At 58.7% G+C, this 22,915-nt stretch carries 21 protein-coding genes; 9 read left to right on the forward strand and 12 right to left on the reverse strand.

Annotation, left to right across the window (positions count from 1 at the left end):
* Positions 1-19: 19 nt before the first annotated feature.
* Together TAN611_RS11305 and ydgH are read right to left on the reverse strand one after the other, a co-directional pair.
* Positions 20-1,411 carry an amino acid permease gene (locus TAN611_RS11305; protein WP_105231081.1) on the reverse strand — a complete coding sequence of 464 codons (1,392 nt, stop codon included), beginning with the start codon at positions 1,409-1,411 and terminating at the stop codon, positions 20-22.
* 234 nt (positions 1,412-1,645) lie between these two features.
* Entirely contained in the window at positions 1,646-2,593 is a 948-nt protein-coding gene (ydgH, locus tag TAN611_RS11310) for a DUF1471 family protein YdgH (RefSeq protein WP_105231082.1), read from the reverse strand.
* A gap of 534 nt (positions 2,594-3,127) precedes the next feature.
* Between ydgH and pntA the strand changes: the two genes are divergently transcribed.
* From pntA to fabV, 4 genes are all read left to right on the forward strand, one after another.
* A complete protein-coding gene (gene pntA, locus TAN611_RS11315) occupies positions 3,128-4,657 on the forward strand; it encodes a Re/Si-specific NAD(P)(+) transhydrogenase subunit alpha (protein ID WP_203067716.1) in 1,530 nt (509 codons plus the stop codon).
* A 10-nt stretch (positions 4,658-4,667) separates the two neighbouring features.
* The gene (pntB, locus tag TAN611_RS11320; RefSeq protein ID WP_054305037.1) at positions 4,668-6,056 is read left to right on the forward strand and encodes a Re/Si-specific NAD(P)(+) transhydrogenase subunit beta; all 1,389 of its coding nucleotides are present in this window, start codon (positions 4,668-4,670) and stop codon (positions 6,054-6,056) included.
* A 176-nt stretch (positions 6,057-6,232) separates the two neighbouring features.
* Positions 6,233-6,661 (forward strand): VOC family protein, encoded by a 429-nt coding sequence (locus tag TAN611_RS11325; protein ID WP_197710659.1) that lies wholly within the window; start codon positions 6,233-6,235, stop codon positions 6,659-6,661.
* A gap of 187 nt (positions 6,662-6,848) precedes the next feature.
* Positions 6,849-8,042 (forward strand): enoyl-ACP reductase FabV, encoded by a 1,194-nt coding sequence (gene fabV / locus TAN611_RS11330; protein ID WP_105231085.1) that lies wholly within the window; start codon positions 6,849-6,851, stop codon positions 8,040-8,042.
* 63 nt (positions 8,043-8,105) lie between these two features.
* Here the strand turns inward: fabV and uspE are convergent, their stop codons facing one another.
* The 3 genes from uspE to ogt form a co-directional block, all read right to left on the reverse strand.
* The gene (uspE, locus tag TAN611_RS11335; protein WP_105231086.1) at positions 8,106-9,068 is read right to left on the reverse strand and encodes a universal stress protein UspE; all 963 of its coding nucleotides are present in this window, start codon (positions 9,066-9,068) and stop codon (positions 8,106-8,108) included.
* A gap of 126 nt (positions 9,069-9,194) precedes the next feature.
* Positions 9,195-9,956: an FNR family transcription factor gene (locus TAN611_RS11340; RefSeq protein WP_105231087.1), complete on the reverse strand. Its 762-nt coding sequence runs from the start codon at positions 9,954-9,956 to the stop codon at positions 9,195-9,197.
* A 196-nt stretch (positions 9,957-10,152) separates the two neighbouring features.
* A complete protein-coding gene (gene ogt, locus TAN611_RS11345; RefSeq protein WP_187043128.1) occupies positions 10,153-10,677 on the reverse strand; it encodes a methylated-DNA--[protein]-cysteine S-methyltransferase in 525 nt (174 codons plus the stop codon).
* A gap of 286 nt (positions 10,678-10,963) precedes the next feature.
* On the opposite strand from ogt, the gene TAN611_RS11350 reads away from it, so the two are divergent.
* Together TAN611_RS11350 and TAN611_RS11355 are read left to right on the forward strand one after the other, a co-directional pair.
* The gene (locus TAN611_RS11350; protein ID WP_105231089.1) at positions 10,964-12,706 is read left to right on the forward strand and encodes a lysophospholipid acyltransferase family protein; all 1,743 of its coding nucleotides are present in this window, start codon (positions 10,964-10,966) and stop codon (positions 12,704-12,706) included.
* A gap of 210 nt (positions 12,707-12,916) precedes the next feature.
* Entirely contained in the window at positions 12,917-13,639 is a 723-nt protein-coding gene (locus TAN611_RS11355; protein ID WP_111737124.1) for a flagellar brake protein, read from the forward strand.
* 28 nt (positions 13,640-13,667) lie between these two features.
* Here TAN611_RS11355 and pdxY read toward each other — a convergent pair whose 3' ends face one another.
* The 3 genes from pdxY to TAN611_RS11370 form a co-directional block, all read right to left on the reverse strand.
* Positions 13,668-14,507: a pyridoxal kinase gene (gene pdxY, locus TAN611_RS11360; RefSeq protein WP_203067717.1), complete on the reverse strand. Its 840-nt coding sequence runs from the start codon at positions 14,505-14,507 to the stop codon at positions 13,668-13,670.
* Between the two features lie 137 nt (positions 14,508-14,644).
* Positions 14,645-15,412: a D-alanyl-D-alanine endopeptidase gene (gene pbpG / locus TAN611_RS11365; RefSeq protein WP_238404533.1), complete on the reverse strand. Its 768-nt coding sequence runs from the start codon at positions 15,410-15,412 to the stop codon at positions 14,645-14,647.
* A 182-nt stretch (positions 15,413-15,594) separates the two neighbouring features.
* Positions 15,595-16,509, reverse strand: coding sequence for a LysR family transcriptional regulator (locus TAN611_RS11370; protein WP_105233332.1), 915 nt, complete (start codon positions 16,507-16,509; stop codon positions 15,595-15,597).
* Between the two features lie 96 nt (positions 16,510-16,605).
* Between TAN611_RS11370 and TAN611_RS11375 the strand changes: the two genes are divergently transcribed.
* Together TAN611_RS11375 and TAN611_RS11380 are read left to right on the forward strand one after the other, a co-directional pair.
* Positions 16,606-17,175: a chromate transporter gene (locus tag TAN611_RS11375; RefSeq protein ID WP_105231093.1), complete on the forward strand. Its 570-nt coding sequence runs from the start codon at positions 16,606-16,608 to the stop codon at positions 17,173-17,175.
* Positions 17,172-17,693 (forward strand): chromate transporter, encoded by a 522-nt coding sequence (locus TAN611_RS11380; protein ID WP_105231094.1) that lies wholly within the window; start codon positions 17,172-17,174, stop codon positions 17,691-17,693. The genes TAN611_RS11375 and TAN611_RS11380 overlap by 4 nt, the downstream gene beginning before the upstream one ends.
* 79 nt (positions 17,694-17,772) lie before the next feature.
* Here TAN611_RS11380 and TAN611_RS11385 read toward each other — a convergent pair whose 3' ends face one another.
* The 4 genes from TAN611_RS11385 to TAN611_RS11400 all read right to left on the reverse strand — a co-directional run bounded on the left by TAN611_RS11385 (position 17,773) and on the right by TAN611_RS11400 (position 21,864).
* Positions 17,773-18,444 carry a dihydrofolate reductase family protein gene (locus TAN611_RS11385; RefSeq protein ID WP_111737123.1) on the reverse strand — a complete coding sequence of 224 codons (672 nt, stop codon included), beginning with the start codon at positions 18,442-18,444 and terminating at the stop codon, positions 17,773-17,775.
* A 62-nt stretch (positions 18,445-18,506) separates the two neighbouring features.
* Complete coding sequence (locus TAN611_RS11390; RefSeq protein ID WP_111737122.1) at positions 18,507-19,517, reverse strand: alpha/beta fold hydrolase; 1,011 nt, start codon at positions 19,515-19,517, stop codon at positions 18,507-18,509.
* Between the two features lie 120 nt (positions 19,518-19,637).
* Complete coding sequence (locus tag TAN611_RS11395) at positions 19,638-20,810, reverse strand: histidinol-phosphate transaminase (RefSeq protein ID WP_111737121.1); 1,173 nt, start codon at positions 20,808-20,810, stop codon at positions 19,638-19,640.
* Between the two features lie 148 nt (positions 20,811-20,958).
* Positions 20,959-21,864, reverse strand: a complete 906-nt coding sequence (locus tag TAN611_RS11400; RefSeq protein WP_203067719.1) for a DMT family transporter — start codon at positions 21,862-21,864, stop codon at positions 20,959-20,961.
* 171 nt (positions 21,865-22,035) lie between these two features.
* Here TAN611_RS11400 and TAN611_RS11405 point away from each other — a divergent pair, with 171 nt between their 5' ends.
* The gene (locus TAN611_RS11405; RefSeq protein ID WP_105231099.1) at positions 22,036-22,914 is read left to right on the forward strand and encodes an AraC family transcriptional regulator; all 879 of its coding nucleotides are present in this window, start codon (positions 22,036-22,038) and stop codon (positions 22,912-22,914) included.
* Position 22,915 lies beyond the last annotated feature (1 nt).

Here is a 22,915-nt window from a genome sequence, read left to right on the forward strand (position 1 = left end):
ACCCGGCCGTCCTCACTCATTACTGCAGCATAAACCAGCCGGCCGGCACGGTGGCCAACAGCAGCAGCAGAATGCTGCTTCTTTCCAGCTTGTTCAGCAATTTCACGTCATCATGGCCGCGACGGGCATAGATAAACACCAGCAACCCCGGCGCGTACAGCAGCACCGACATCAGCAGATGCATCAGCCCTGAGGCATACAGCAGCCAGATGCCATACAGGCAGGCGCCGCTTGCCGCCACGATCAGGCGTTTGTCATTGCGCTGCCGCGCCACTTTGAACAGGAAGGCGCCGACCAGGAAATAGGGCACCAGAATCATTTCCGAGGCGATGGTCAGCAGCGAGTTATAGTTGCTGCTGGTAAACCAGATCAGCACCAGCGCAATCTGCACCGCGCCGTTGGTCAGCCACAGCGAGGCGGACGGGGCGTGGTTTTTATTCTGCCGGCGGAACACTTTCGGAAAGGCGCCGTGCTGCGCGGCCAGCAGCGGTACTTCGGCCGCCATAATGGTCCAACTCAAGTAGGCGCCGCATACCGAGATAATCAGGCCGACGGCGATAATCACATCGCCCCACGGGCCGAGCAGATCGACCATCATCACCGCCATGGACGGGTTGCGCATCTGCGCCAGTTCGCTGCGCGGCACCACGCCGAGCGCCAGCAGCGTCACCAGCAGGTATACCGCCAGCGCGGACACCACTGCCAGCATGGTGGCCAGCCCGACATCCTTCTTGTTGCGCGCCCGTGCCGACACTACCACCGCGCCTTCCACGCCGATAAATACCCAAAGAGTGATCAGCATGGTGTTTTTTACCTGCTCCCACACCGGCTTGCCGAGCGCGACGCCGGTAAAGTCGAGGGTGAATACGTCCATCTTAAAGGCGATCACCGCCAGCACGGCAAACAACCCGAGCGGCAGCAGCTTGGCCAGCGTGGCGGCCAGGTTGATGCTGGCGGCGGTCTGCACGCCGCGCAGCACCAGCGCATGCACCACCCACAGCAGAATGGATTCCCCCACCAGCGCCTGCCAGGTGTTGCCGTCGCCGAAGATCACCGCGCCGCCGCGGTCGGTGAAAATGCTCAGCGCGGCGAAGACGATCACCAGATAAGAGACATTGGCAATCACCGCGCACAGCCAATAGCCCCAGGCGGAGCAGAAGCCGACCAGCTCGCCGAAGCCTTCTTTGGCATACGTAAAGATACCGCCATCCAGATCGGGACGCAGCCGGGTCAGCAGCAGCATGGCGAAGGCCAGGAACAGAATGCCGACGCCGGTAATGCCCCAGCCGATCAGCAGGGCCGCCGGGCTGGCGACTTCCGCCATATTTTGCGGCAGGCTGAACACGCCGGCGCCGAGCATGGAACTGAGCACCAGAGCGGTTAATGCGAGTAGACCTAATTTTTTTTCCAATGAAGGATCCCGAATACAGAATAAACAGCTGGAGAGCGCCGATTGAGCAGTAAAAACAGGGTGACGATCACCGTGCGTTTAGACAATTAGCCCTGAAAAACGGCGCAGATTCTACGGACGGACGCAGCGGGATGCAATGATTGAATATGCGGAACGGTTAAAAAATTATTCAGTCGTGACGGAAAGAAAAACGGGCAGCGCCAGGGCTGCCCGTCGGAAGGGGTAAAACGCGGTTTATTTGAACAGATCGGCGCTGACGGTCAGGTTGCCGCCGCTCTTGTTCTGCCACTGGCGGGTGACGTGATAGTACTTGGCGCCTTTGGCGGCCGCACGCTTCGCCACTTCGGTGGAGACGTCGGTCATGCTGTTGAAGTGGCCGGTAAAGGTCACGGAGTCAAACGGCTGCATTTGCGCGGCGGTCACATTGTTTACTTCCTGGATTTTGGTGCCGTCGGCCAGGGTGACAGTGTAACGCTTGCCGGTTGACGACTGCGTTTCGAAGAAGCGGCCGACTTCACGGCTTGGTGAGCCGGAAGAGGCGACGCCCGGGATCTCTACCTTCGCCGCGGCGGCACCGCCGGCGGCCAGCGCGGCTTTACCGGCTTCGGAGTCGGCCGGGATCGCGTTCGGGCTCTGCACGATGCGTTTTGGCGCATCGGCTTTATAGACGTAAGCGGTGACGTATTGGTTGCCGCCCTTGTTAGCGTCAACCTGACGGACGATAAAGAAGGAATCGGCGCCTTTTTTCTTCGCCTGCTTGGAGATGGCGTCGTTGACGTCCGGCTGGCTGCGGAAGAAACCGCTGACGCTGACGGTATCATACGGCTCTAACTGGTAGGCCTTGTCTTTCGGCAGCTCTTTCACGCCGTTGAATACGCGATAGTTGCTCTTCTCTACTTCCGGCGCGTCGCTGTGGTAGATGTCCGCCGTTACGCGCCAGTTGCCGCCATTGTTACTATTATTAATATCTTGAATATAGAAAGCGTCTGCGCCCAGTTTATCGGCGCGGCGAGAGACGGCGGTGGCGGCTTCGTTGATGGCGTTGAAACGGCCGGTGATGGTGATGCGATCAAATGGCTTGATAGCCGCCGCTTTCTCAGGCGTTAACTCTTGCGCAGCATGAGCGGACAGCGCGGTAAGTGATAACAAGGCTGATGCGATGATCGTGTTCTTCAGCTTCATAAAAAATCCTTTCGCCTAGCGCATTAACGTTTATAACGTGCTGAACTGTTGAGGTGTTATTCAGCCATTGATTATTACATGTAATCTTGGCAGGTGTCTCAGCATTTTATGTCATCGCCTGAGACAAATCTGTTAATGGCGTGGCGTTCTTTTTCATCGTCTTCGGATATAAGCATCCATAATAAAGATTTTGTTTGAATAAGCATTGTTTATTCACATTTTTATAACTTTTATGCCGCATTGCCGCAGAGTACTGTGCCTGCGCTGATGGCTCACGGTAAGAAAACTGCCTGTTTTCATTAGGACTTTGGTTATTTTTTTCAGAGAAAATTGCGCTCTGTCATGTCGCTTTATGCATTTTTATGTAAAAACTCATCCTATGGGTTAAGCAAACGTAGATCATCGATCCTATTTTCAGTAGGTTATAGGTAACGCCGCCATTTATCCGCCGGCACGCTTCGGCAACGGGTCAATGGACGGCGTTATCACTATGGGGTTGGAAGATAATAAGATCATAATCCGGAAGGGAATATTATGCGTATTGGTGTACCTAAAGAACGGTTGGCCAATGAAGCGCGCGTCGCAGCTACGCCGAAAACGGTGGAGCAACTGCTGAAACTGGGTTTCAGCGTCGCTATCGAGCACGATGCGGGCAAACTGGCAAGCTTTGAAGATGTCGCTTATCAACAGGCAGGCGCGACGGTGGCCGACGCCGCAGAGGTGTGGCAGTCGGATCTGATCCTGAAGGTCAACGCGCCGCAGGAAGAGGAAATTGCCCTGATGCGCGAGGGGAGCACGCTGGTCAGCTTTATCTGGCCGGCGCAGAACCCTGAGCTGATGGAAAAACTGGCGGCGCGGCGTATTACCACGCTGGCGATGGATTCTGTGCCGCGTATTTCGCGCGCGCAGTCGATGGATGCGCTGAGCTCGATGGCCAATATCGCCGGCTACCGCGCCATCGTAGAGGCCGCGCACGAATTTGGCCGCTTCTTCACCGGGCAGATCACCGCCGCCGGTAAAGTGCCGCCGGCGAAAGTGATGATTATCGGCGCCGGCGTCGCCGGTCTGGCGGCTATCGGCGCTGCCGGCAGTCTGGGAGCGATCGTCCGCGCCTTTGACACCCGCCCGGAAGTGAAGGAGCAGGTGCAGAGCATGGGCGCGGAGTTCCTGGAGCTGGACTTCGAGGAAGAGGCGGGCAGCGGTGACGGCTATGCCAAGGTGATGTCCGAAGCCTTTATCAAGGCGGAGATGGCGCTGTTTGCCGCGCAGGCGGAAGAGGTGGATATTATCGTCACCACCGCGCTGATTCCGGGCAAGCCGGCTCCGAAGCTGATTACCAAAGAGATGGTCGCCAGCATGAAGCCGGGCAGCGTGGTTGTCGATCTGGCGGCGCAAACCGGCGGCAACTGCGAACTGACCGTCGCCGATCGCATCATCACCAGCGACAACGGGGTGAAAATCATCGGCTATACCGATCTGCCGAGCCGCCTGCCGACCCAGTCCTCTCAGCTGTACGGCACCAACCTGGTCAACCTGCTGAATCTGCTGGCGAAGGAGAAAAACGGCGAGCTGGATATCGACTTTGAAGACAGCGTGATCCGCGGCGTGACGGTGGTGCGCGACGGCGATATCACCTGGCCGGCACCGCCGATTCAGGTTTCCGCCCAGCCGAAACCGCAGGCGCAGGCCGTGGAACCGCCGGCCAAAGAGGAGAAAAAACCGATTTCGCCGTGGCTGAAGTACGGCCTGATGGCGCTGGCCGTGGTGCTGTTCGGCTGGCTGGCGGACGCCGCGCCGAAAGAGTTCCTGTCGCACTTCACCGTGTTTGCGCTGGCCTGCGTGGTTGGTTACTACGTGGTGTGGAACGTCAGCCACGCGCTGCATACGCCGTTGATGTCGGTCACCAATGCGATTTCAGGCATTATTGTGGTTGGCGCCCTGTTGCAGATTGGCCACGGCGGCTGGGTGAGTTTCCTCTCCTTTATCGCCGTGCTGATTGCCAGCATCAATATTTTTGGCGGATTCACCGTCACTCAGCGCATGCTGAAGATGTTCCGTAAATAAGGGGTAACCAATGTCTGGTGGATTAGTTACAGCAGCATACATTGTTGCCGCTATTTTATTTATCTTGAGTCTTGCGGGGCTGTCGCGTCATGAAACCTCCAAGCTGGGCAACCGCTTCGGCATCGCCGGGATGGCGATTGCGCTGATTGCCACCATCCTCGGGCCGGACGCCGGCAACGTGGGTTGGATCATTATCGCGATGATTATCGGCGGATCGATCGGCGTTTATCTGGCGAAGAAGGTGGAAATGACCGAAATGCCGGAGCTGGTGGCGATGCTGCACAGCTTCGTCGGCCTGGCGGCGGTGCTGGTCGGTTTTAACAGCTATCTGGACCATGGCGCGCCGATGGAGCCGGTGATGGAGAATATCCATCTGAGCGAAGTGTTCCTCGGCATCTTTATCGGCGCGGTGACCTTTACCGGTTCCATCGTGGCATTCGGCAAGCTGCGCGGCAAAATTTCCTCCAAGCCGCTGATGCTGCCGAACCGCCATAAACTGAACCTGGCGGCGCTGGTGGTCTCTTTCCTGCTGATGGTGATGTTCGTTTCCAGCGACAGCGTAGGGCTGCAGGTGTTTGCACTGCTGGTGATGACGGCGATCGCGCTGGCGTTCGGCTGGCATCTGGTGGCCTCGATCGGCGGGGCGGATATGCCGGTGGTGGTGTCAATGCTCAACTCCTATTCCGGTTGGGCGGCGGCGGCGGCAGGCTTTATGCTGAGCAACGATCTGCTGATCGTGACCGGCGCGCTGGTCGGCTCCTCCGGCGCCATCCTGTCTTACATTATGTGTAAGGCGATGAACCGTTCGTTTATCAGCGTGATTGCCGGCGGTTTCGGCACCGACGGTTCGTCTACCGGCGAGGCGGAAGAGATGGGCGAATACCGGGAAACTACGGCGGAAGAGGTGGCTGAACTGCTGCGTAATTCCAGTTCGGTGATCATCACGCCGGGCTATGGGATGGCGGTGGCGCAGGCGCAGTATCCGGTGGCGGAAATCACCGAGAAACTGCGCGCCCGCGGCATTAACGTGCGCTTCGGCATTCACCCGGTCGCCGGCCGTCTGCCGGGCCATATGAACGTGCTGCTGGCGGAAGCCAAGGTACCGTACGACGTGGTGCTGGAAATGGACGAGATCAACGACGACTTCGCCGATACCGACACCGTGTTGGTGATCGGCGCCAACGACACCGTTAACCCGGCGGCGCTGGAAGATCCGCGCAGCCCAATTGCCGGCATGCCGGTATTGGAAGTGTGGAAGGCGCAGAACGTTATCGTGTTTAAACGCTCGATGAATACCGGCTACGCCGGCGTGCAGAATCCGCTGTTCTTTAAAGAAAACAGCCAGATGCTGTTCGGCGACGCCAAAGCCAGCGTGGATGCGATTAAAAACGCGTTGTAATCGTCAGGCGTCGGCATGATGAAAACTGCAATGCCGGTCACGTTACGTGGCCGGCATTTTTTTGCGGTCAACCGCCTGGCCGCCTATGCTGAGTAGTTCAGCAACAGTGCATGAAGGGGAGCGCGTATTACGCGCGCCGTTGAGTGACAATGTCACCGATAAGCTGCCTGAGGTGAATGATGAAAGCGAGAATTTCCGTGCTGACGCTGGCCGTTGCCGATCTGGAAAAATCCCTGGCTTTTTATCGTGACGGTCTGGGCCTGCCGACCGACGGTATTATCGGCCGTGAGTTTGAACACGGCGCGGTGGCGTTCTTCGAACTATCCGGCGGGGTCAAACTTGCCATCTGGGCGCAGGACGACCTGGCGCACGACACCGGACTGGCGAAAACGCCCATTAGTTCGACCGCCTTTTCCATCGGGCACAACGTCGCCAGCCGGGCGGAGGTTGATGCCATCATGACGGCGGCGCAGCGCGCCGGGGCCGGGATCGTCAAATCTGCGCAGGGGACGTTTTATGGCGGCTATGCCGGCTACTTTCGCGACCCGGACGGGCATCTATGGGAAGTGGTGTGGAACCCGCACTGGGCCTTGCCGGACGACTGAAGCCCGCCAGGCGGCATGTCGCCGGCGTTCATCAGGGCAATCCCGGCGTGCGGACGGGTAAAAAATGCGGAATTTGACGCCAGATGGGCCATAATTTGTGCAATCCAACACATCAGATCACAATTAAGGGGCGTAATGCGGTATCTTATGTCCCGATTTCATCCATTTAACGGATCCTAGACCCAATATGATTATCAAACCTAAGGTTCGCGGCTTTATCTGCACCACCACTCATCCGGTGGGTTGTGAAGCCAATGTTCGTCGTCAGATTGCCTATACCAAACAGCAGGGCGCTATCGCTGATGGCCCGAAACGCGTATTGGTTATCGGCGCCTCCACCGGTTATGGTCTGGCCTCCCGTATCGCTGCGGCTTTCGGTAGCGGCGCGGCCACTATCGGCGTGTTCTTCGAAAAAGCCGGCACCGAAACCAAGCCCGCAACTGCCGGCTGGTATAACTCCGCCGCGTTCGACAAGGCTGCCAAAGAAGAAGGCCTGTACGCGAAAAGCATCAATGGCGATGCGTTTTCCAACGAATGCCGCGAAAAAGTGATCGAACTGATCAAACAGGACCTCGGCCAGATCGATCTGGTGGTTTACTCGCTGGCTTCTCCGGTGCGTAAAATGCCGGAAACCGGCGAAGTGGTGCGTTCTGCGCTGAAGCCAATCGGCGAGGTGTACACCACCACGGCGATTGACACCAACAAGGATCAGATCGTCTCCGCCACCGTTGAACCGGCGACGGAAGAAGAAATTGAAAACACCATCACCGTGATGGGCGGTCAGGACTGGGAACTGTGGATGTCCGCGCTGGAAGGCGCCGGCGTTCTGGCGGAAGGCGCGAAATCCGTGGCTTACTCCTATATCGGCACCGACTTGACCTGGCCAATCTACTGGCACGGTACGCTCGGCCGGGCAAAAGAAGATCTGGACCGCGCAGCGACTGCTATCCGCGGCGATCTGTCCGCTAAAGGCGGCACTGCGCACGTAGCGGTGCTGAAGTCCGTGGTGACCCAGGCTTCCTCCGCCATTCCGGTGATGCCGCTGTATATCTCCATGGCTTTCAAAATCATGAAAGAGAAAGGCATCCACGAAGGCTGCATGGAGCAGGTCTACCGCCTGATGCGCACCCGTCTGTACGGCGACGACAAGGCGCTGGACGACCATCAGCGCATCCGTATGGACGACTGGGAACTGCGTGACGACGTGCAGCAGGCGTGTCGCGACCTGTGGCCGTCCATCACTTCGGAAAACCTGAGCGAGCTGACCGACTACACCGGTTACAAGCAGGAGTTCCTGCGCCTGTTCGGCTTCGGTCTGGAAGGCGTGGACTACGATGCGGACGTCAACCCGGACGTGCGCTTCGACGTTATCGAGCTGTAATTCTCAGCCAGACGTCAACAGGGCCCCGCGGGGCCCTGTTTTGTTTATGACTGGCGTGTTGCTCTAGTCCTCATCGTCATGCTCATCATCTTCATCAGCCTCAATTGGGCAGTTGAAGTCTTCCGGCTTGATCACCAACAGGTCGCATTTCAGATGGTCGATCACATGTTCAGCGGTGTTGCCGATAAAGGCGGCGGAGATACCGGTGCGCCCCAGGGTGCCCAGCACCACCACGCCGGCCTGCAGGTGCTCGGCCAGATCCGGAATCACTTCTTCCGGCAGACCTTTCTCGACGTGGGTAAACTCTTCATTGATGCCAAATTTCTGGCGTAGCGCCTTCATCGCGATCAGATGCTGGCCGCGAATGGCGTCGTTGTAAACGCTGGGGTCAAAATCGGGAAGCTCGATGGCGATATTGATCGGCGTAACCGGGTAGGCGCCGACCAGATGGACTTCCGTTTGGTTAACGTTTTCCGCCAGTTCGACGGTTTCCTGCACCAGACGAATATTGAGCGGGTCGTGGTACGGCTCTTCGCTGGACAGGTTGACCGCCACCAGCGCCTTGCCGCCTTCCGGCCAGGGTTGGTCTTTCACCATCCACACCGGACACGGACACTTACGCAGCAGATGCCAGTCGGTCGGGGTAAAGATTACCGATTCCAGCCGGTCATGCTGATGCGCCATTTTCAGTAGTAAATCATGCTGTCCGTTCAGCACCTCTTGAATAATGGCCTCAAACGGACGGTTGTGCCAGACCACTTTGATTTCGATGGGCACGCCATCTTCCAGATAAAAGCGACACTGTTCCTTGATCCATGCGGCGCGCTGACTGATAACGCCCTGGCGCATTGCCGTACGTTCATCCGGCGACAGCAGGGTGGTCATTTCGTAAGAGAAGTCATAGATAGGAAGGAAGGCCTTGATGCGCCCGCCATTCCGCTTGACCAGGTATACCGCCCGGCGCAGCGCCGGCTGGTCATCCTGGTTGGGGTCAATAGCCACCAGAAGATTCTGATACATCGCCATTAGGGCCTCCTTACAGCTGAAATCAACAGTCTGTTAATTTACAGAGTAACCCAACATTGAAAAACAGAACAGCGGAGAGAGGATGAGCCGGATCAATAATTAGAAATTATTGATCCGGCGATGGTATCAGACGGCAGCGACGCTGATGCGCGGGGTGCCGGCCAGTTGCGACAGGGCATCCGCATTCTCGATGGTAATGTATTTGCCTTTGACGCTGAGAATTTCGTTTTTCTGGAAGCGGCCCAGCAGGCGGCTGATGGTTTCTACCGTCAGACCGAGGTAGTTGCCGATATCGCCGCGCGTCATGGTCAGGCGGAACTCGCGCTGCGAGAAACCGCGTTCGGCAAAGCGGCGCGACAGATTATAGACAAACGCCGCCAGACGCTCTTCCGCGTTCTTTTTCGACAGCAACAGGATCATGTCCTGATCGCCTTTGATCTCGCCGCTCATCAGGCGCATGATCTGCTGGCGCAGATTCGGCATTTTACCGGCCAGATCGTCCAGCGTTTCGAACGGGATTTCGCAGACCATCGAAGTTTCCAGCGCCTGGGCAAAGCTCGGATGCTTCAGCGAGCCGATGGCGTCAAAGCCGACCAGATCGCCGGCCAGATGGAAGCCGGTAATCTGCTCGTCGCCTTGTTCGGTAATGGTGTAGCTCTTGATGGTTCCTGAACGGATGGCATACAGGGACTTCAGTTCATCACCAGCCTTGAACAGCGTTTGACCCTTTTGGATCGGCTTTTTTCTTTCAATGATGTTGTCGAGCTGGTCAAGCTCATGGGCATTGAGGGTGAAAGGGATGCACAGCTGGCTGATGCTGCAGTCCTGACAGTGGATCGCACAACCACCGGACTGGATACGACGGATCACGCGTTTTTCAGGGATCATAGATTACGCTCACGCAATAATTGATATGCGTCAATTTTAACATCTTTTGCGGCAGGTTATAAGGGTATCAATAGGAAGAATAGGGGCATAGTGTGCGATATTTAATCATTTCGCTGTGCTTTTATGCTGTTCGCGAGCAAACTATATGATTTGAAATGAAAAACCGCACACGGGCCGGTGCGCGGCTTTAAAAACGCTACAGCAAATCTTTTGGTAAAAAGCCTTCGTGTTTCAGCAGCCACTGTTTGCGCGCCACGCCGCCGGCATAGCCGGTCAGCGCGCCCTGGGAGCCAATCACCCGATGGCAGGGCACCACGATGCTGACGGGATTGGAGCCGTTCGCCATGCCGACGGCGCGTGAGGCGGTCGGTCGTCCGATACGTTTTGCCAGCTCGCCGTAGGTGATGGTTTCCCCGCAGGGGATGCGGCGCAGCTGCCGCCAGACGGTGCGCTGGAATTCACTGCCGGCGGTCATGACCGGGATATTGTTGATGACCTCCAGCTCGCCGGCAAAGTAGCGCTGCATCAGGCTGCTCAGACCGCCGGGGTCACGCTGCTCCTGTAGTTGGAAACCGCCGCGGCGGTAATGGGTATTCAGCAGCTTGATCAGCTTGTCGTAATAGTCGCTCCAGTCGACGGCGCGCAGCTGACCTTGCTCATCGGCAATCAGCACCAGTTCACCTATCGGCGTAGGCATCCGGTCAATTAAAAATGTCTGCATACGTTCACTCCTCTTCACTGATGGGCCGATTATTACATGAAACCACGCGCGGCGATGGCGGCTTTCGGACATTAACCTGCACATTACCCACAAGGGATTAGCAGGGTTGCGCGCGTATTTTTGAATCAGGCTCAAAGCCGGACTATGCTCAATAAAGCCTGATGCCTTTTTCACCGCCCGGGACGTGCGGCGGGGCGGGAGGTTTAATTTTTTCGTCATCTTTCTGACATGTCGCAGTCATACCGCTGGCTTAACTTTGCTGCGACTAGGCCAAGGAGATAACACGATGTTTAGCTTGGACACTTTGCTGCAAGACGCTTTTCCGCATCGCAATCCCCCCGCCTGGCAGCGTAGCCTGCTGAGAAATCTGCTCTTCGAAAAAGAATTCAAACAGTTTGCCGCCGACTATCCGCATCTGCGCGGGCTTGACCTGGTTGAGCAGGTGGTGGACTACTTCAACCTCAGCTGTGAACTGGTGGACGGCGATCTGGAGAATATCCCGAGCCAGGGGCCGGTGGTGCTGGTGGCTAATCATCCGATAGGCTCGCTGGACGGCCTGGCGCTGCTGCGCGCCGTGGCGGCGGTGCGTCAGGATGTGAAAGTGGTCGCCAGCCAGGTGCTGAGCTATATCGAGCCGCTGAGCAGCCTGTTTGTCCCGGTCGACAATGTGGCGTACAAGACCAGCCGTCAGCAGATCCAGGCCATGCAGCAGCAGTTGGAACGGCAGGGCGTGCTGATTATGTTCCCGGCCGGAGAGGTATCGCGCATCAGCCCGCAGGGGATCCGCGACGGCCACTGGCATACCGGCTTTCTGCGGCTGGCGGCCAAAGCACGGGCGCCAATCGTGCCGATTCATATCAGCGCCCGCAACAGCAGTCTGTTTTATCTCGCCTCGCTGGCGTATCGCCCTTTGTCGACGCTGCTGCTGGTGCGCGAAATGTTCCAGCAGCGCGGCGGTCGCATCAAAATGCGTATCGGCGGGCGGATTCCGTTTAACAGCTGGCACGACGGCCACACCAGCGCCCGCGATCTGGCCGAACGTTTTCGCCGCCATGTGTACCGCCTGGGTCAGGGGAAAAGCGGCCTGTTTGCCAGCGAGTCGCCCATTGCCTTGCCGGAAGACCGCCAGGAACTGAAAAAAGCGCTGAAAGCCTGTGAACAACTGGGAAAAACTCCCGATGGCAAAGCGATTTTCCTCTATCGGCGGCAGGATGACGCGCGCTCGCCAATCCTGCGGGAATTGGGGCGCCTGCGGGAGATTGCATTCCGCGCGGTGGGGGAAGGCTCCGGCCGCCGCCGCGATCTGGACAGCTACGACGACGACTATTATCACCTGGTGCTGTGGGATGAAGAGGCGCTGGATATCGTCGGCGCCTACCGCTTTATTCCCACCGGCGAACAGCTGGAACGCAAAGGGCTGGCGGGCATCTACAGCAACAGCCTGTTTGATTATGACCGCGATATGATGCCGATACTGGCGCAGGGCATTGAGCTGGGCCGCAGCTTTATTCAGCCGACCTATTGGGGCAAACGCGGGCTGGACTATCTGTGGCTGGGCATTGGTGCTTATCTGGCCAAATACCCGCAATATCGCTATCTGTTCGGGCCGGTGTCGATCTCCGGTGGCATGCCTGTTGCGGCGCGGGATCTGCTGATTGCCTTTTACCGGCTCTATTTTGCCTCTGACAATCCGCTGGCCCAGTCGCGTCAGCCTTATCCTGCTTCGCTGCCGCAGGTGCTGGCGCAGTTTGCCGGCGATGACTATCAGGGCGATCTGGTTCGGCTGAAAAGCCTGCTGAATAACCTGGGTTGTTCGATTCCGACGCTTTACAAACAGTACAGCGAGCTGTGCGAGCCGGGCGGCGTACAGTTTATCGATTTTGGCACCGATCCGGCCTTTAATAACTGTATCGACGGGCTGGTGCTGGTCGATCTGTCCAGACTCAAACCGGCCCGCTATCAGCGCTATATCGCCATCCATCAGCCGACGCAGGGTGCAGACGAGCACCGCCAGCGCATCACGCCTTAACCCGTTATCCTGCCGTTTACGCTGCTCCTGACAAAAGAATAGTCAGGGGCACGCGTTGCTTCGCCTGCCGCTGCCTCACCCGGAAATACGTAACTAGCAGATATTTCTTTGTTTAGATGTAAAAATATGTAAATTTGACTTTAAGATTATTCGCAGTAATGATAAGCGTAAGGAATTTGTAAGTATGAGTGAAAAAGTCAGGAGAGACGAGTGGAGCAGCTCAATAACGGACTGTTTATCAAGCAAGAGCGTTTTGAAGTTCTGGCCATTTTGCGAGATATCTACAAGCAGCGCACGCCGATGCGCATCGCTAATCAACAGCAACAATTCTTTTACAGCCAGCTATTAAGCGTGGGCGCCGGCAATATCGTCTTTGACTGCAGCGATTGTCAGCAGTGCACCGGCGGTCAGCTGCAGGTGGTGATTGAAGGCTATGACGCCAAAATCGAGTTTTTGGTCGATAGCGCCGAGCGGATACGTCATCAGGAAAACGAGGCATTTTCTGCCCAACTGCCGAAAGAACTGAAGTACATTCAACGTCGCCGTCAGCCGCGGATTACTACGCCTTACTGGCGCGATTTCTATTGTCACGGCGATTGCCCCGACGGTTCGCCTCTGCAATTGCGCATCCATGATATTTCCGTGGGCGGCGTCGGCCTGCGCCTGGACGGCGAGGTTCCGTCGTTTCTGCACCCCGGCTTTATGTTCCACAAAGTCCAGCTGAACCTGGACAGTTACGGCACCTTCAAAGTGAATATGGAACTGCTGGCGATCTCCGACGATCACGACGTCAGCCCGGAAGATGAAGAGGATAACCGGCATTTTTCCCGCCTTTCCTGCCGTTTTACCGATGTCAGTCCTGCCACAATGCGCAAATTACAAAGCGCGGTGTATGCATTCGATCTGGACTTCAACAAAAAGAAAAAACGTTGAGCGGCGCGGCGTGCCGCGCCGGCCTGCTTTATTCTGACGCCGACAGACGGCCAATTTCTCCCCAACCGTAACGAGCCGCCTCCGTCAGAGCGGCACATACCTCTTCAATCGCGTGATAAACGGCGTTCTCCGCCGGTTCGCCGGCCAGCAGCCGGCTGACCAGCAGCGCGGTAAACATATCGCCGGTGCCTTTGACGTTGGCGTCAATTTTGCGATGGCTGATGGATCTGGCTTCCTCGGCGGTAACCCACAGCAGACCGATCTCCTGTGGATCGGCCCGCTGGTCGGGGACGCTGGTTACCAGCACCCAGCGGGTGACATCATTCAGCAGCGCCCGCGCGGCGCGTATGGTCTGTTCCGGGCTGGTCAGCGTTTCACCGCAGATCTGCTCCAGCTCAAAGCCGTTGGGCGTTAGCCCGTCGGCCAGTTGCAGGAATGGTGACCGGTAGCTGTCGACCAGCCGCTGGTTGACGTAAACCCCTTCGCCGTAATCGCCCATCACCGGGTCAATCACGATCAACACCTGCGGATTGAGTTCTCTGACGCGCCGCAGCCAGTTCGCCAGCAGTTGACATTGGCTGTCATTACCCAAATAGCCGACAATGACCGCACGCGCCCGCTGGGCCACACCGCGCGCCAGCAGATCGTCGAGAAAGCCGCCGAACCAGTCGTCGGGGATCACGCCGCCGTGCGGCAGGCCATAATAGGGCGGACAGCCGAATAACACCGTCGGCACCTGCAGCGCCTGTAACCCCTTGGCCAGCAGAGTGCGGTAGGCAATGCCGTTGCCGACGCTGCCGTAAATGACCTGTGACTGAATGCTGATCACATCGATCGGCGCAGGCGACAAAGAGGAAAACTGTGGCATGGGCGCTTCCTTAACCGAAAAAGAGTTTACGGTTGATTATCGCGCCGTGCGCGGCAATAAGCGATAGCAAGATAGCGGGGAGTGGGGCGACAGCAGAAAACATCGGCAACGGCCGCGCGTGACGCGGCCGTTCGGGGTCAGGATTCCAGCCAGTTCTTCAGGCGGATGGCGTCACTGTAGTGGCCATAGCGCTGCTGTGAACCCAGCAAAATCATCACGATCGGCTGGCCCTTAATGACCGTGCGCACCACCAGACAGTGGCCGGCCTCGTTGGTGTAGCCGGTTTTTTGCAGCCGGATATCCCAGGCATGATTGTTAATCAGACCGTTGGAACTGCGGTACACCAGTTGGCCGTGGCCGGGGTGCACAATCTGCTGCTTATCGGTGCTGAAGGCGCGAATGGTCTGATAGCGGTAGGCGTGCTTCACCATTTTCAGCAGATCGCGCGCGGTGGAGACATTGCGCGGCGTCAGCCCGGTCGGATCGCGGAAACGGGTGTTTTTCATACCGATCTGGCGCGCCTTGCGGTTCATCCGGGCGACGAATGCCGGACGCCCGCCGGGATAGTAACGGCTCAGCGCCGCCGCCGCGCGGTTTTCCGACGACATCAGCGCAATATGCAGCATATCGCGTCGGCTGAGGACGGATCCGACGGTCAGACGCGAGTGGGTTTTCTTCAGTAAATCACGGTCGGCGCGGGTCACCTTTATTTTATTGCCCAGCGGGCGTTTATTATCCAGCACCACCATGGCGGTCATCAGTTTACTCAGTGAGGCAATCGGCATACGTCGGTTGGCCTGTTTCTGATACAGCGTCTTGCCGGTCTTGGCATTGACCACCAGAGCGGCGCGGGAGTGCAGAGCGAGCGGGGCGGAAGCCTGTGCAATAGAGACTGTGGACAGCATGACGCAGGCGGCTGCGACGGCTATCAGCCGGCGGGAAAGAGAATTAAACAATGACATGACACCGTGACTTTTGACTAAAACGATTAACAGATACCGTCATGAGTCTGCCGAGCAAATGTGGAGAAAATAGGGGGAACGGGGCGAGGTTTTGAGCAAACGCCCCACGATTAATAATAAGCAGGCTACTTTTCTGCGGCCACCGCTTCGCTGACCAGTTCGCGAAAACGGCTGACGATGGGCGAGTGTCGGTTGCCGCGCAGCGCCAGATACAGCGGCGCGGCCAGATCATCGGCATCGCGGATGGCGCGATAAACGATGCCGTCGCCGCCAAGGCGGCGCATCGACGCCGGCACGATTGACAGCCCCAGGCCGGCACCGACCAGGCTGAGCGTCGCCGGCAGGCGCGGGGCCTCCTGCACGATGCGCGGGCTGAAGCCGGCGCGGTAACAGGCGGCGAGGATGGCGTCGTACAGCCCTTGTCCCGCCGGGCGGCGGTAAAGAATAAATGCTTCATGGGCCAGCGCCGTCAGCGGCAGCGGCGTCTGGGCATTGTCAGCCAGCCGGTGGCCGACCGGCAGGGCGATCAGCATACTTTCGCGCAGCACCGGTTCAATACTTAAACCGGGAATTTCACTGACCGGCGAACGCACAAAGGCCGCGTCAAGCCGCTCGTCAACCAACGCATCCATCAACTCCCCGCTGCCGGCCTCTTCCAACTGTGTGGCGACGTCCGGCAGGATTTCGCGGTAGCGGCGCAGCAGGTTGGGCACGAACGGGTGCAGCGCCGCCGAGCTGGTAAAGCCGATGGCGATATGCCCCTGTTCACCGCGGGCGGCGCGGCGTACCGCATCCCCCAGCGTTGCGGCGCGTGCCAGCAGCGCCCGCGCCTCACGGAGCAACACATCGCCGGCGTCGGTGGCGCGCACGCCGCGCGGCAGGCGCTGCAGCAGTTGCACGCCCAGTTCCTCCTCCAATCCCTGCAGCAGGCGGCTGAGCGGCGGTTGCTGAATGCACAGCCGTTCGGCGGCGCGGGTAATATTGCCTTCCTCAACCACGGTGACAAAGGCTTTCAGCCGGCGCAGTTCAATCATATCAATACCCTCAAGGTATGGTTTGTATCCAGGAAATGCATTAGACATCATGGCATGCGTGCGCGCATCATACCAGCCATCAAACGGCAAGTGAGAGGCGTCATGGCTGAGACGAACATGGTGAAGGTATCAACAGAAACGGTGGTTCCCGGCAACTGGGCGCTGTTTCAGGGGTTTTTAATGCTGGGGTTGATCGGCTTCGGCGGCGTGCTGCCGCTGGCGCGGCGGATGCTGGTTGAAGAGCGGCGCTGGTTGAGCGGCGAGCAGTTTACCGATCTGCTCGGCCTGTGCCAGTTTTTGCCCGGCGGCAATGTGATTAACCTGTCGGTGGCGGTTGGTATGGAGTTTCGCGGCCTGCGCGGCGCCTGCAGCGCGCTGCTGGGGCTGATTTGCGCGCCGACGGCAATTGTGGTTGTCCTGGGCGCGGTCTATGCGCGTTTTCAGAACGACGCTCATATTCAGCATCTGTTCGCCGGGCTGGCCGCCGCCGCCGCCGGGCTGCTGTTGGCGACCGCGTTAAAAATGTTGCAGCCGCTGCGTGGCCGCTGGCTGGCGCTGGCGGTCGCCGCGCTGTGTCTGCTGGCGATCGCCTGGCTGCGTCTGCCGCTGTTGCCGACCATGTTGACGCTGGCGCCGCTCAGCATTTTGCTGGCCTGGAGAAAATGGTTATGATTCCAGTGCTTATCGCGTTAGCGGTCATCTTTAGCGAGCTTTCTCTGATGGCGTTCGGCGGCGGCATCACCATTCTGCCGGAGATGCAGCGACAGGTGGTTGAGGTGCATCAGTGGATGAGCGCGCAGGAGTTCAGTGCGTTGTTCGCTATGGCACAGGCGGCGCCGGGGCCGAATATGATGGTGGTGCCGCTGATCGGCTGGCACGTCGCCGGCTGGGCAGGGTTGCTGGTGTCCTCGCTGGCCAAGTTTGTGCCGTCGTCGCTGGTCACCTTACTGGTGATGCAGGTGTGGAAGCGTTTCAAGGATCGGCCGTGGCGGCGCTACGTGCAGGCCGGGCTGGTGCCGGTAACGGTGGGGCTGGTCGCCGCCAGCGGCGCGTTGATCGCCGAGGCATCGGCCAGCAACTGGCGTCTGGCGTTGCTGATTGGCGTCGCCACGCTGCTGAGTATGCACAAACGGCTGCATCCGCTGTGGGTACTGGCCGGCGGCGCGCTGCTGGGGCTGTTGATTGCCTGAGATGAGGTGCCCTGCGCCCTTTAAGCGCAGGCATGCCGACTCATTGCTGCAGAAACTAAAGCTTCTGCCATAACCAATTTTACCAGGGGTGTTCCGGCTCGCGGGCATGTTCCAGTGCGAAGGTGCCCAGCTCGATTTCCCCGCCGCGCTGATAGTGCGCAATTACCACGCCGCTGGGGGTACTGAGCGCTTTTTCCAGCGTAAAGGCCATCGCCGTCAGCCCCTCGGCGAACAACCGTTTACCGTCTCCCAGCAGTACCGGATAAATCAGCAGCCGCAGTTCATCCACCAAATCGTAGGACAACAGCTGCTGTACCAGTTCGCCGCTGCCCTGCACGATTAAATCCGGCCCGTCTTCGGCCTTCAGCGCATTCAGCGCCGCCGGCACATTCTGGCCCAGAGAGTGGCTGTTCTGCCAGCAGAGCGTGTCGCTGTGATGGGTAGCAACGTATTTGGTCGCCTGATTGAACAAGCGCGCCGCATCGTAACTGATTTGATCGAAACTGCCGGCCGCAGGGTCGCTTTCCACATAGGGCCAGTGCGCGGCGAAAATGTCATAGGTTCTGCGCCCCAGCAGCAGGTCGAACGGGCGGGAGAACAGATCGCCCATGGCGGCGGCGATCTGGTCGTCCCAGTAGGGCACCGTCCAGCCGCCGTAGCGAAACCCGCCGGCGCGATCTTCTTCCGGCGCGCCCGGCGCCTGCATCACCCCGTCCAGGCTGAGAAAGGCGCCAACGATAATCCGTCGCATAATGCTACCCTCGGTTGATTATTACCTTTTAAGGGTAGAGCGCTGACGCCGACTCTGCCAATTCACCCCCGTGAGCGCAGCGCCTTCAGCAGCGCCTGGTGGAATTTCTCCGGCTGTTCCATTTGCGGCGCATGGCCCAGACCCGGGAACTCGACCAGCGTCGCCTGTGGGATCAGCTTCGCCACCTGCTTGCCCAATTGGTGATAGTCGCCAATCTGCGCCTTGACCGCCGGCGGGGCAATGTCGCTGCCGATCGCCGTGGTATCGTCGGTGCCGATCAGCAGGGTGGTCGGCATCTGCAGGTTTTTAAATTCGTAATAGACCGGCTGGGTATAGATCATGTCGTAGATCAGCGCCGAGTTCCAAGCCACCAGCCGTTTGCCGGGGCCGTTGTTCAGCCCGGCCAGCATATCGACCCAGCGGTCATACTGCGGCTGCCAGCGGCCGCCGTAGTAGGTTTTCTGTTCATACTGTTTAATGCCGGCGGCGCTGGTTTTCAGCTCGCGCTCAAACCATTGATCGACGCTGCGCCAGGGCACGCCTTTCGCCTTCCAGTCCTCAAGGCCGATCGGGTTGACCATCACCAGTTGCCGCGTTTGCTGCGGATACATCAGCGCATAGCGCGTGGCCAGCATACCGCCGGTCGAGTGGCCGACCAGCGTCGCTGAGGAGATCTTGAGTTTTTTCAGCAGATCGTGGGTGTTTTGCGCCAGCTGCTGGAAGCTGTATTGGTAATGCGGCGGCTTGCTGGAGCTGCAGAAACCGATTTGATCCGGGGCGATCACCCGGTAACCGGCCTTGCTCAGCGCCTTGATGGTATCTTCCCAGGTGGCGCCGCAGAAGTTTTTACCGTGCATCAGCACCACGGTCTGCCCGTTGGCGTCGCCGTCGGGCACGACGTCCATATAACCCATGTTTAAGGTCTGACCCTGCGAGCGGAAGCTGAATTTTTGCAGCGGATAAGGGTAGTGAAAACCTTGCAGTTCGACGCCATATTGCGGGTTTTCAGCGGCGCCGACGGCGCAGGGCAACAGCACGCCCGCCAGCAGGGCGCAACGGGAAAGTTTTAACATCCTGAAGTCCTTATAAAAAGCGAAAGAGTCCTGAGTATAGTGGCTAATGCGTGCGCGTAGGGTAAAGAACGGTCAACGCTGCGGCATATAGCCCCGCTCTGGCGGCGGGGCGACGGACGGCTACAGCTGCTTTTGGCTGCGGAACTGCTTCAGGGTGTGGGCGACAAAGGTCATTTCCTGCGGCGTTCCCAGCGAGATGCGGCACCAGTCATCGGCCGGCGGGAAAGCACGTCCCACCAGAATGCCTGCCTGTTTCATTTGCTGCTGGAAGGCGGCGAGCGGCGTGGTGAGCTTAAAGAACACGAAATTGGCTTCCGACGGTAGATAGTCGAGGCCTAATTCGTCCAGCGTCTTCAGCAATATCTGCCGCGAAGTATCATTGCTTTTCTTGCTGTAGGTGACGAAGGCCTCATCGTGCAGCGAAGCCAGAGCGGCGTCCACGCCGCAAAAATTGATCTTTTCGCCGGCCACGTGATTGGCCAGGCGGGCGATCAGCGCCGGTTGCGCCACGGCGTATCCCACGCGCATGCCGGCCATGGCGTAGATTTTGGAGAAGGTTTTCAGCAGGATCACGTTGTCGGCGCCCTGTTTCAGCAGCGGGCCGACCGAGCGGAAGCGCGGGTCGTTGACGAATTCGGCATAGGCTTCATCAACAATAAACACCGTATTGGCCGGTTTGCTGGCGATCCAGGGTTCGATCAGGTCGGCCGGCGTGATGGTGGAGGTGGGATTGTTCGGGTTGACCAGATACACCAGCGACGGGCCGGCGTGGTTGGCAACCGCCTGTTTCAGCCCGTTGATATCGAACTGCCAGCCGTCCAGCATTGGCACTTTGGTGATTTTCATCCCGGCGATGGCGGCGAAGTGCTCGCCGTCGCCGTAGGTCAGCGCCGGGATCACCAGCTGTGTATCCAATGTGGCGTAAGCCTCGATAGCGGCGCGAATGCCCTCCGAAGAGCCGGCGGTCAGCAGAATGGACTCGTCTGGCAGTTGATAACGGCCGGCCAGCTGGCTGCGCAGCGCGATAATTTCCTCTTTGGCGTAGCGGTTGGCCTTGACCACGGCGTCGCGCGCCGCCGCCTGCGCCCGCGGCGACATGCCGAGCGCATTTTCATTGAAATTGATGCGGATAGGATGTTCGGCCGTCGGTGTGGTAAAGCCGGCCGAGGACGACGGCTGCGCATCGGCCAGGGCGCTGCGGCTCAGTCCCGCCAGCGCGACGCCGCCGGCCAGAGCACCCGAAAGTTTTAATAACTGTCTGCGTTTTACATTCAATGTATGGCTGTCTTGCATCTGCACTTCTCCTTGCTGAAAAATCGTGGCAAGGAGCAGGGGCAGGAATCGTGCCAACTTGTAACTCATTGATTTATTGTGGTTCCCGGCCAGCGTTGCACTGTAACGCATCACGGCGGCCGGGCAACTGCACCATGAGGCATGCAGGTTATGCGATGCGGCGTTGCACTAACCGTCTGAACCAGCGGGGATTGTTGAACATAACCAGGTTGCCGAGCAGGATCAGGCACAGGCCGATCACCGCGTTGCCATGCCAGATATACCCCTCATACAGCGTCGAAATGGTCAGCGCCACCAGAGGAAACAGCAGGGTGCTGTAAGCGGCGGCGCTGGCGCCGATGCGTCCCAGCAGGCTGAAATAGGCGGCAAACGCGATCACCGAACCGAAAATTGCCAGATATAACAGCGACCCCAGATAGCGGCTGTTCCACTCAATCTGAAACGACGCCCCCTGCGCCCAGGCCAGCAGCCCCATCAACAACGCGCCGTAGCTCATGGCGTAAGTATTGGTCGACAGAATATCCAGCCCGTGGCGCTGGTGGCGGCTGCCGATCATATTGCCGAGCGAAAAACCCAGCGTGCCGAGCAGGCACAGCCCCACGCCGTGCAGCAGCTCCGGTGCCGGCTGTGCGGCCCGCAGCTCGTGCCAGAACAGCGCGACAATGCCGCTGACGCCGAGCAACGCGGCGGGCAGCAGGTTCGGGCCGGGGCGCTGACCGAAGAATATCAGGCCATTAAGCGCGTTAAACAGCACCGCCATGGAGAAAATAACCGACTCCAGGCCGCTGCTGACGGCCGCCGCGGCCAGATAGAAACAGTAAAAGTTGAAGCCGAACACACAGCAGCCCTGCAGGAGGCAGAACAGATGGTCGCGCAGGCTGATGCGGCGCAGCCTGCGGGTCAGCAGCAGCGCCAGCCACATCACCAGCGCGGCGATAGCGAAACGGTAGCTGATGGAGACCGGAATGGCGACCGGTCCCTGTTGCTGCAGATTAATCGCAATCCAGGTGGTGCCCCAGATCAGCACCACCGCCAGGTATAACAACGCATTCATCAGGTAATCACTCCAGCGGGAAAGAGGGGCGATTATGCGTTGCCGGACCGTGGAGCGCTTGCAGACGCCTGCGGCGAGTTGCATATTCTTGCGCTTTTTTTACCGGCGCAGTGGTGCCGCGGCTCGCGACTCCTTACACTGGAAGCCTGTTTATCATCCTCGGAGCCAGGCATGTCAGCGTACAAGGCGTTTACCACACTGCAGGAGCATAAGGCCCGGCTGCATCATCACCTGCATCTCGCGTCCGGCGTGGAGCTGGCGGCCTGGTCCAACTGTGACGATCGCATTACTCAGGAAAGCGCCGACCACCATACCCTCAGCCTGTACGTCGCCGACGGCTACGAGTGCTACCAAAAGGTGCCGGACGGCTGGCGCAACGGCGGCGGGCCGGACCATTTTTGCATTATGCCGCGTCAGTATGAGTCAACCTGGGACGTGCGCAGCAATCTGTCGTTCGCTCATCTGTATTGCACCGATCGTCATCTGCGGCAGCTGGTCGAGCAGACCTGGGACCGCAGCCCGGCGTCTATCAACGTTGAGGCGCGCTCTTTCGGCGAAGATACGCAGATTACGCGGCTCTACCGTCAGTTTTTGCTGAACGTCGACTGGCAGGACAGCGCCAATCAACTGACCATCAGCAGCGCGGCCGGCATGCTGATGGCGCATTTGCTGCAGCATTATACGCAGCTGCAGTGGCGGCTGCCGTCGGTACGCGGCGGGCTGGCGCCGGCGGTGCTGCGCCGGGTGTGCGATTTTATCAATGAACATCTGGAGCAGCCGCTGCTGCTGGGTGAACTGGCGGCGCAGGCCGGACTCAGCGAATTTCACTTTGCCCGCATGTTTAAACACGATACCGGTCTGGCGCCGCACCAATACGTGATGCGGGCGCGGCTGCAGCGGGCGGCGCACCTGCTGCGTCACGGCGTATTGCCGGTGACCCAGATTGCGCTGGCCTGCGGTTTCAGCTCCGCCAGCCACTTCAGCAACCGCTTCAAGGCGTATTACGGCATGACGCCGCAGCAAATGCGCCAGGGTACAACATCGGCCTGAG

It is taken from the genome of Serratia sp. Tan611 (genome assembly GCF_905188235.1).
Taxonomy (GTDB): Bacteria; Pseudomonadota; Gammaproteobacteria; order Enterobacterales; family Enterobacteriaceae; genus Serratia_B; species Serratia_B rhizosphaerae.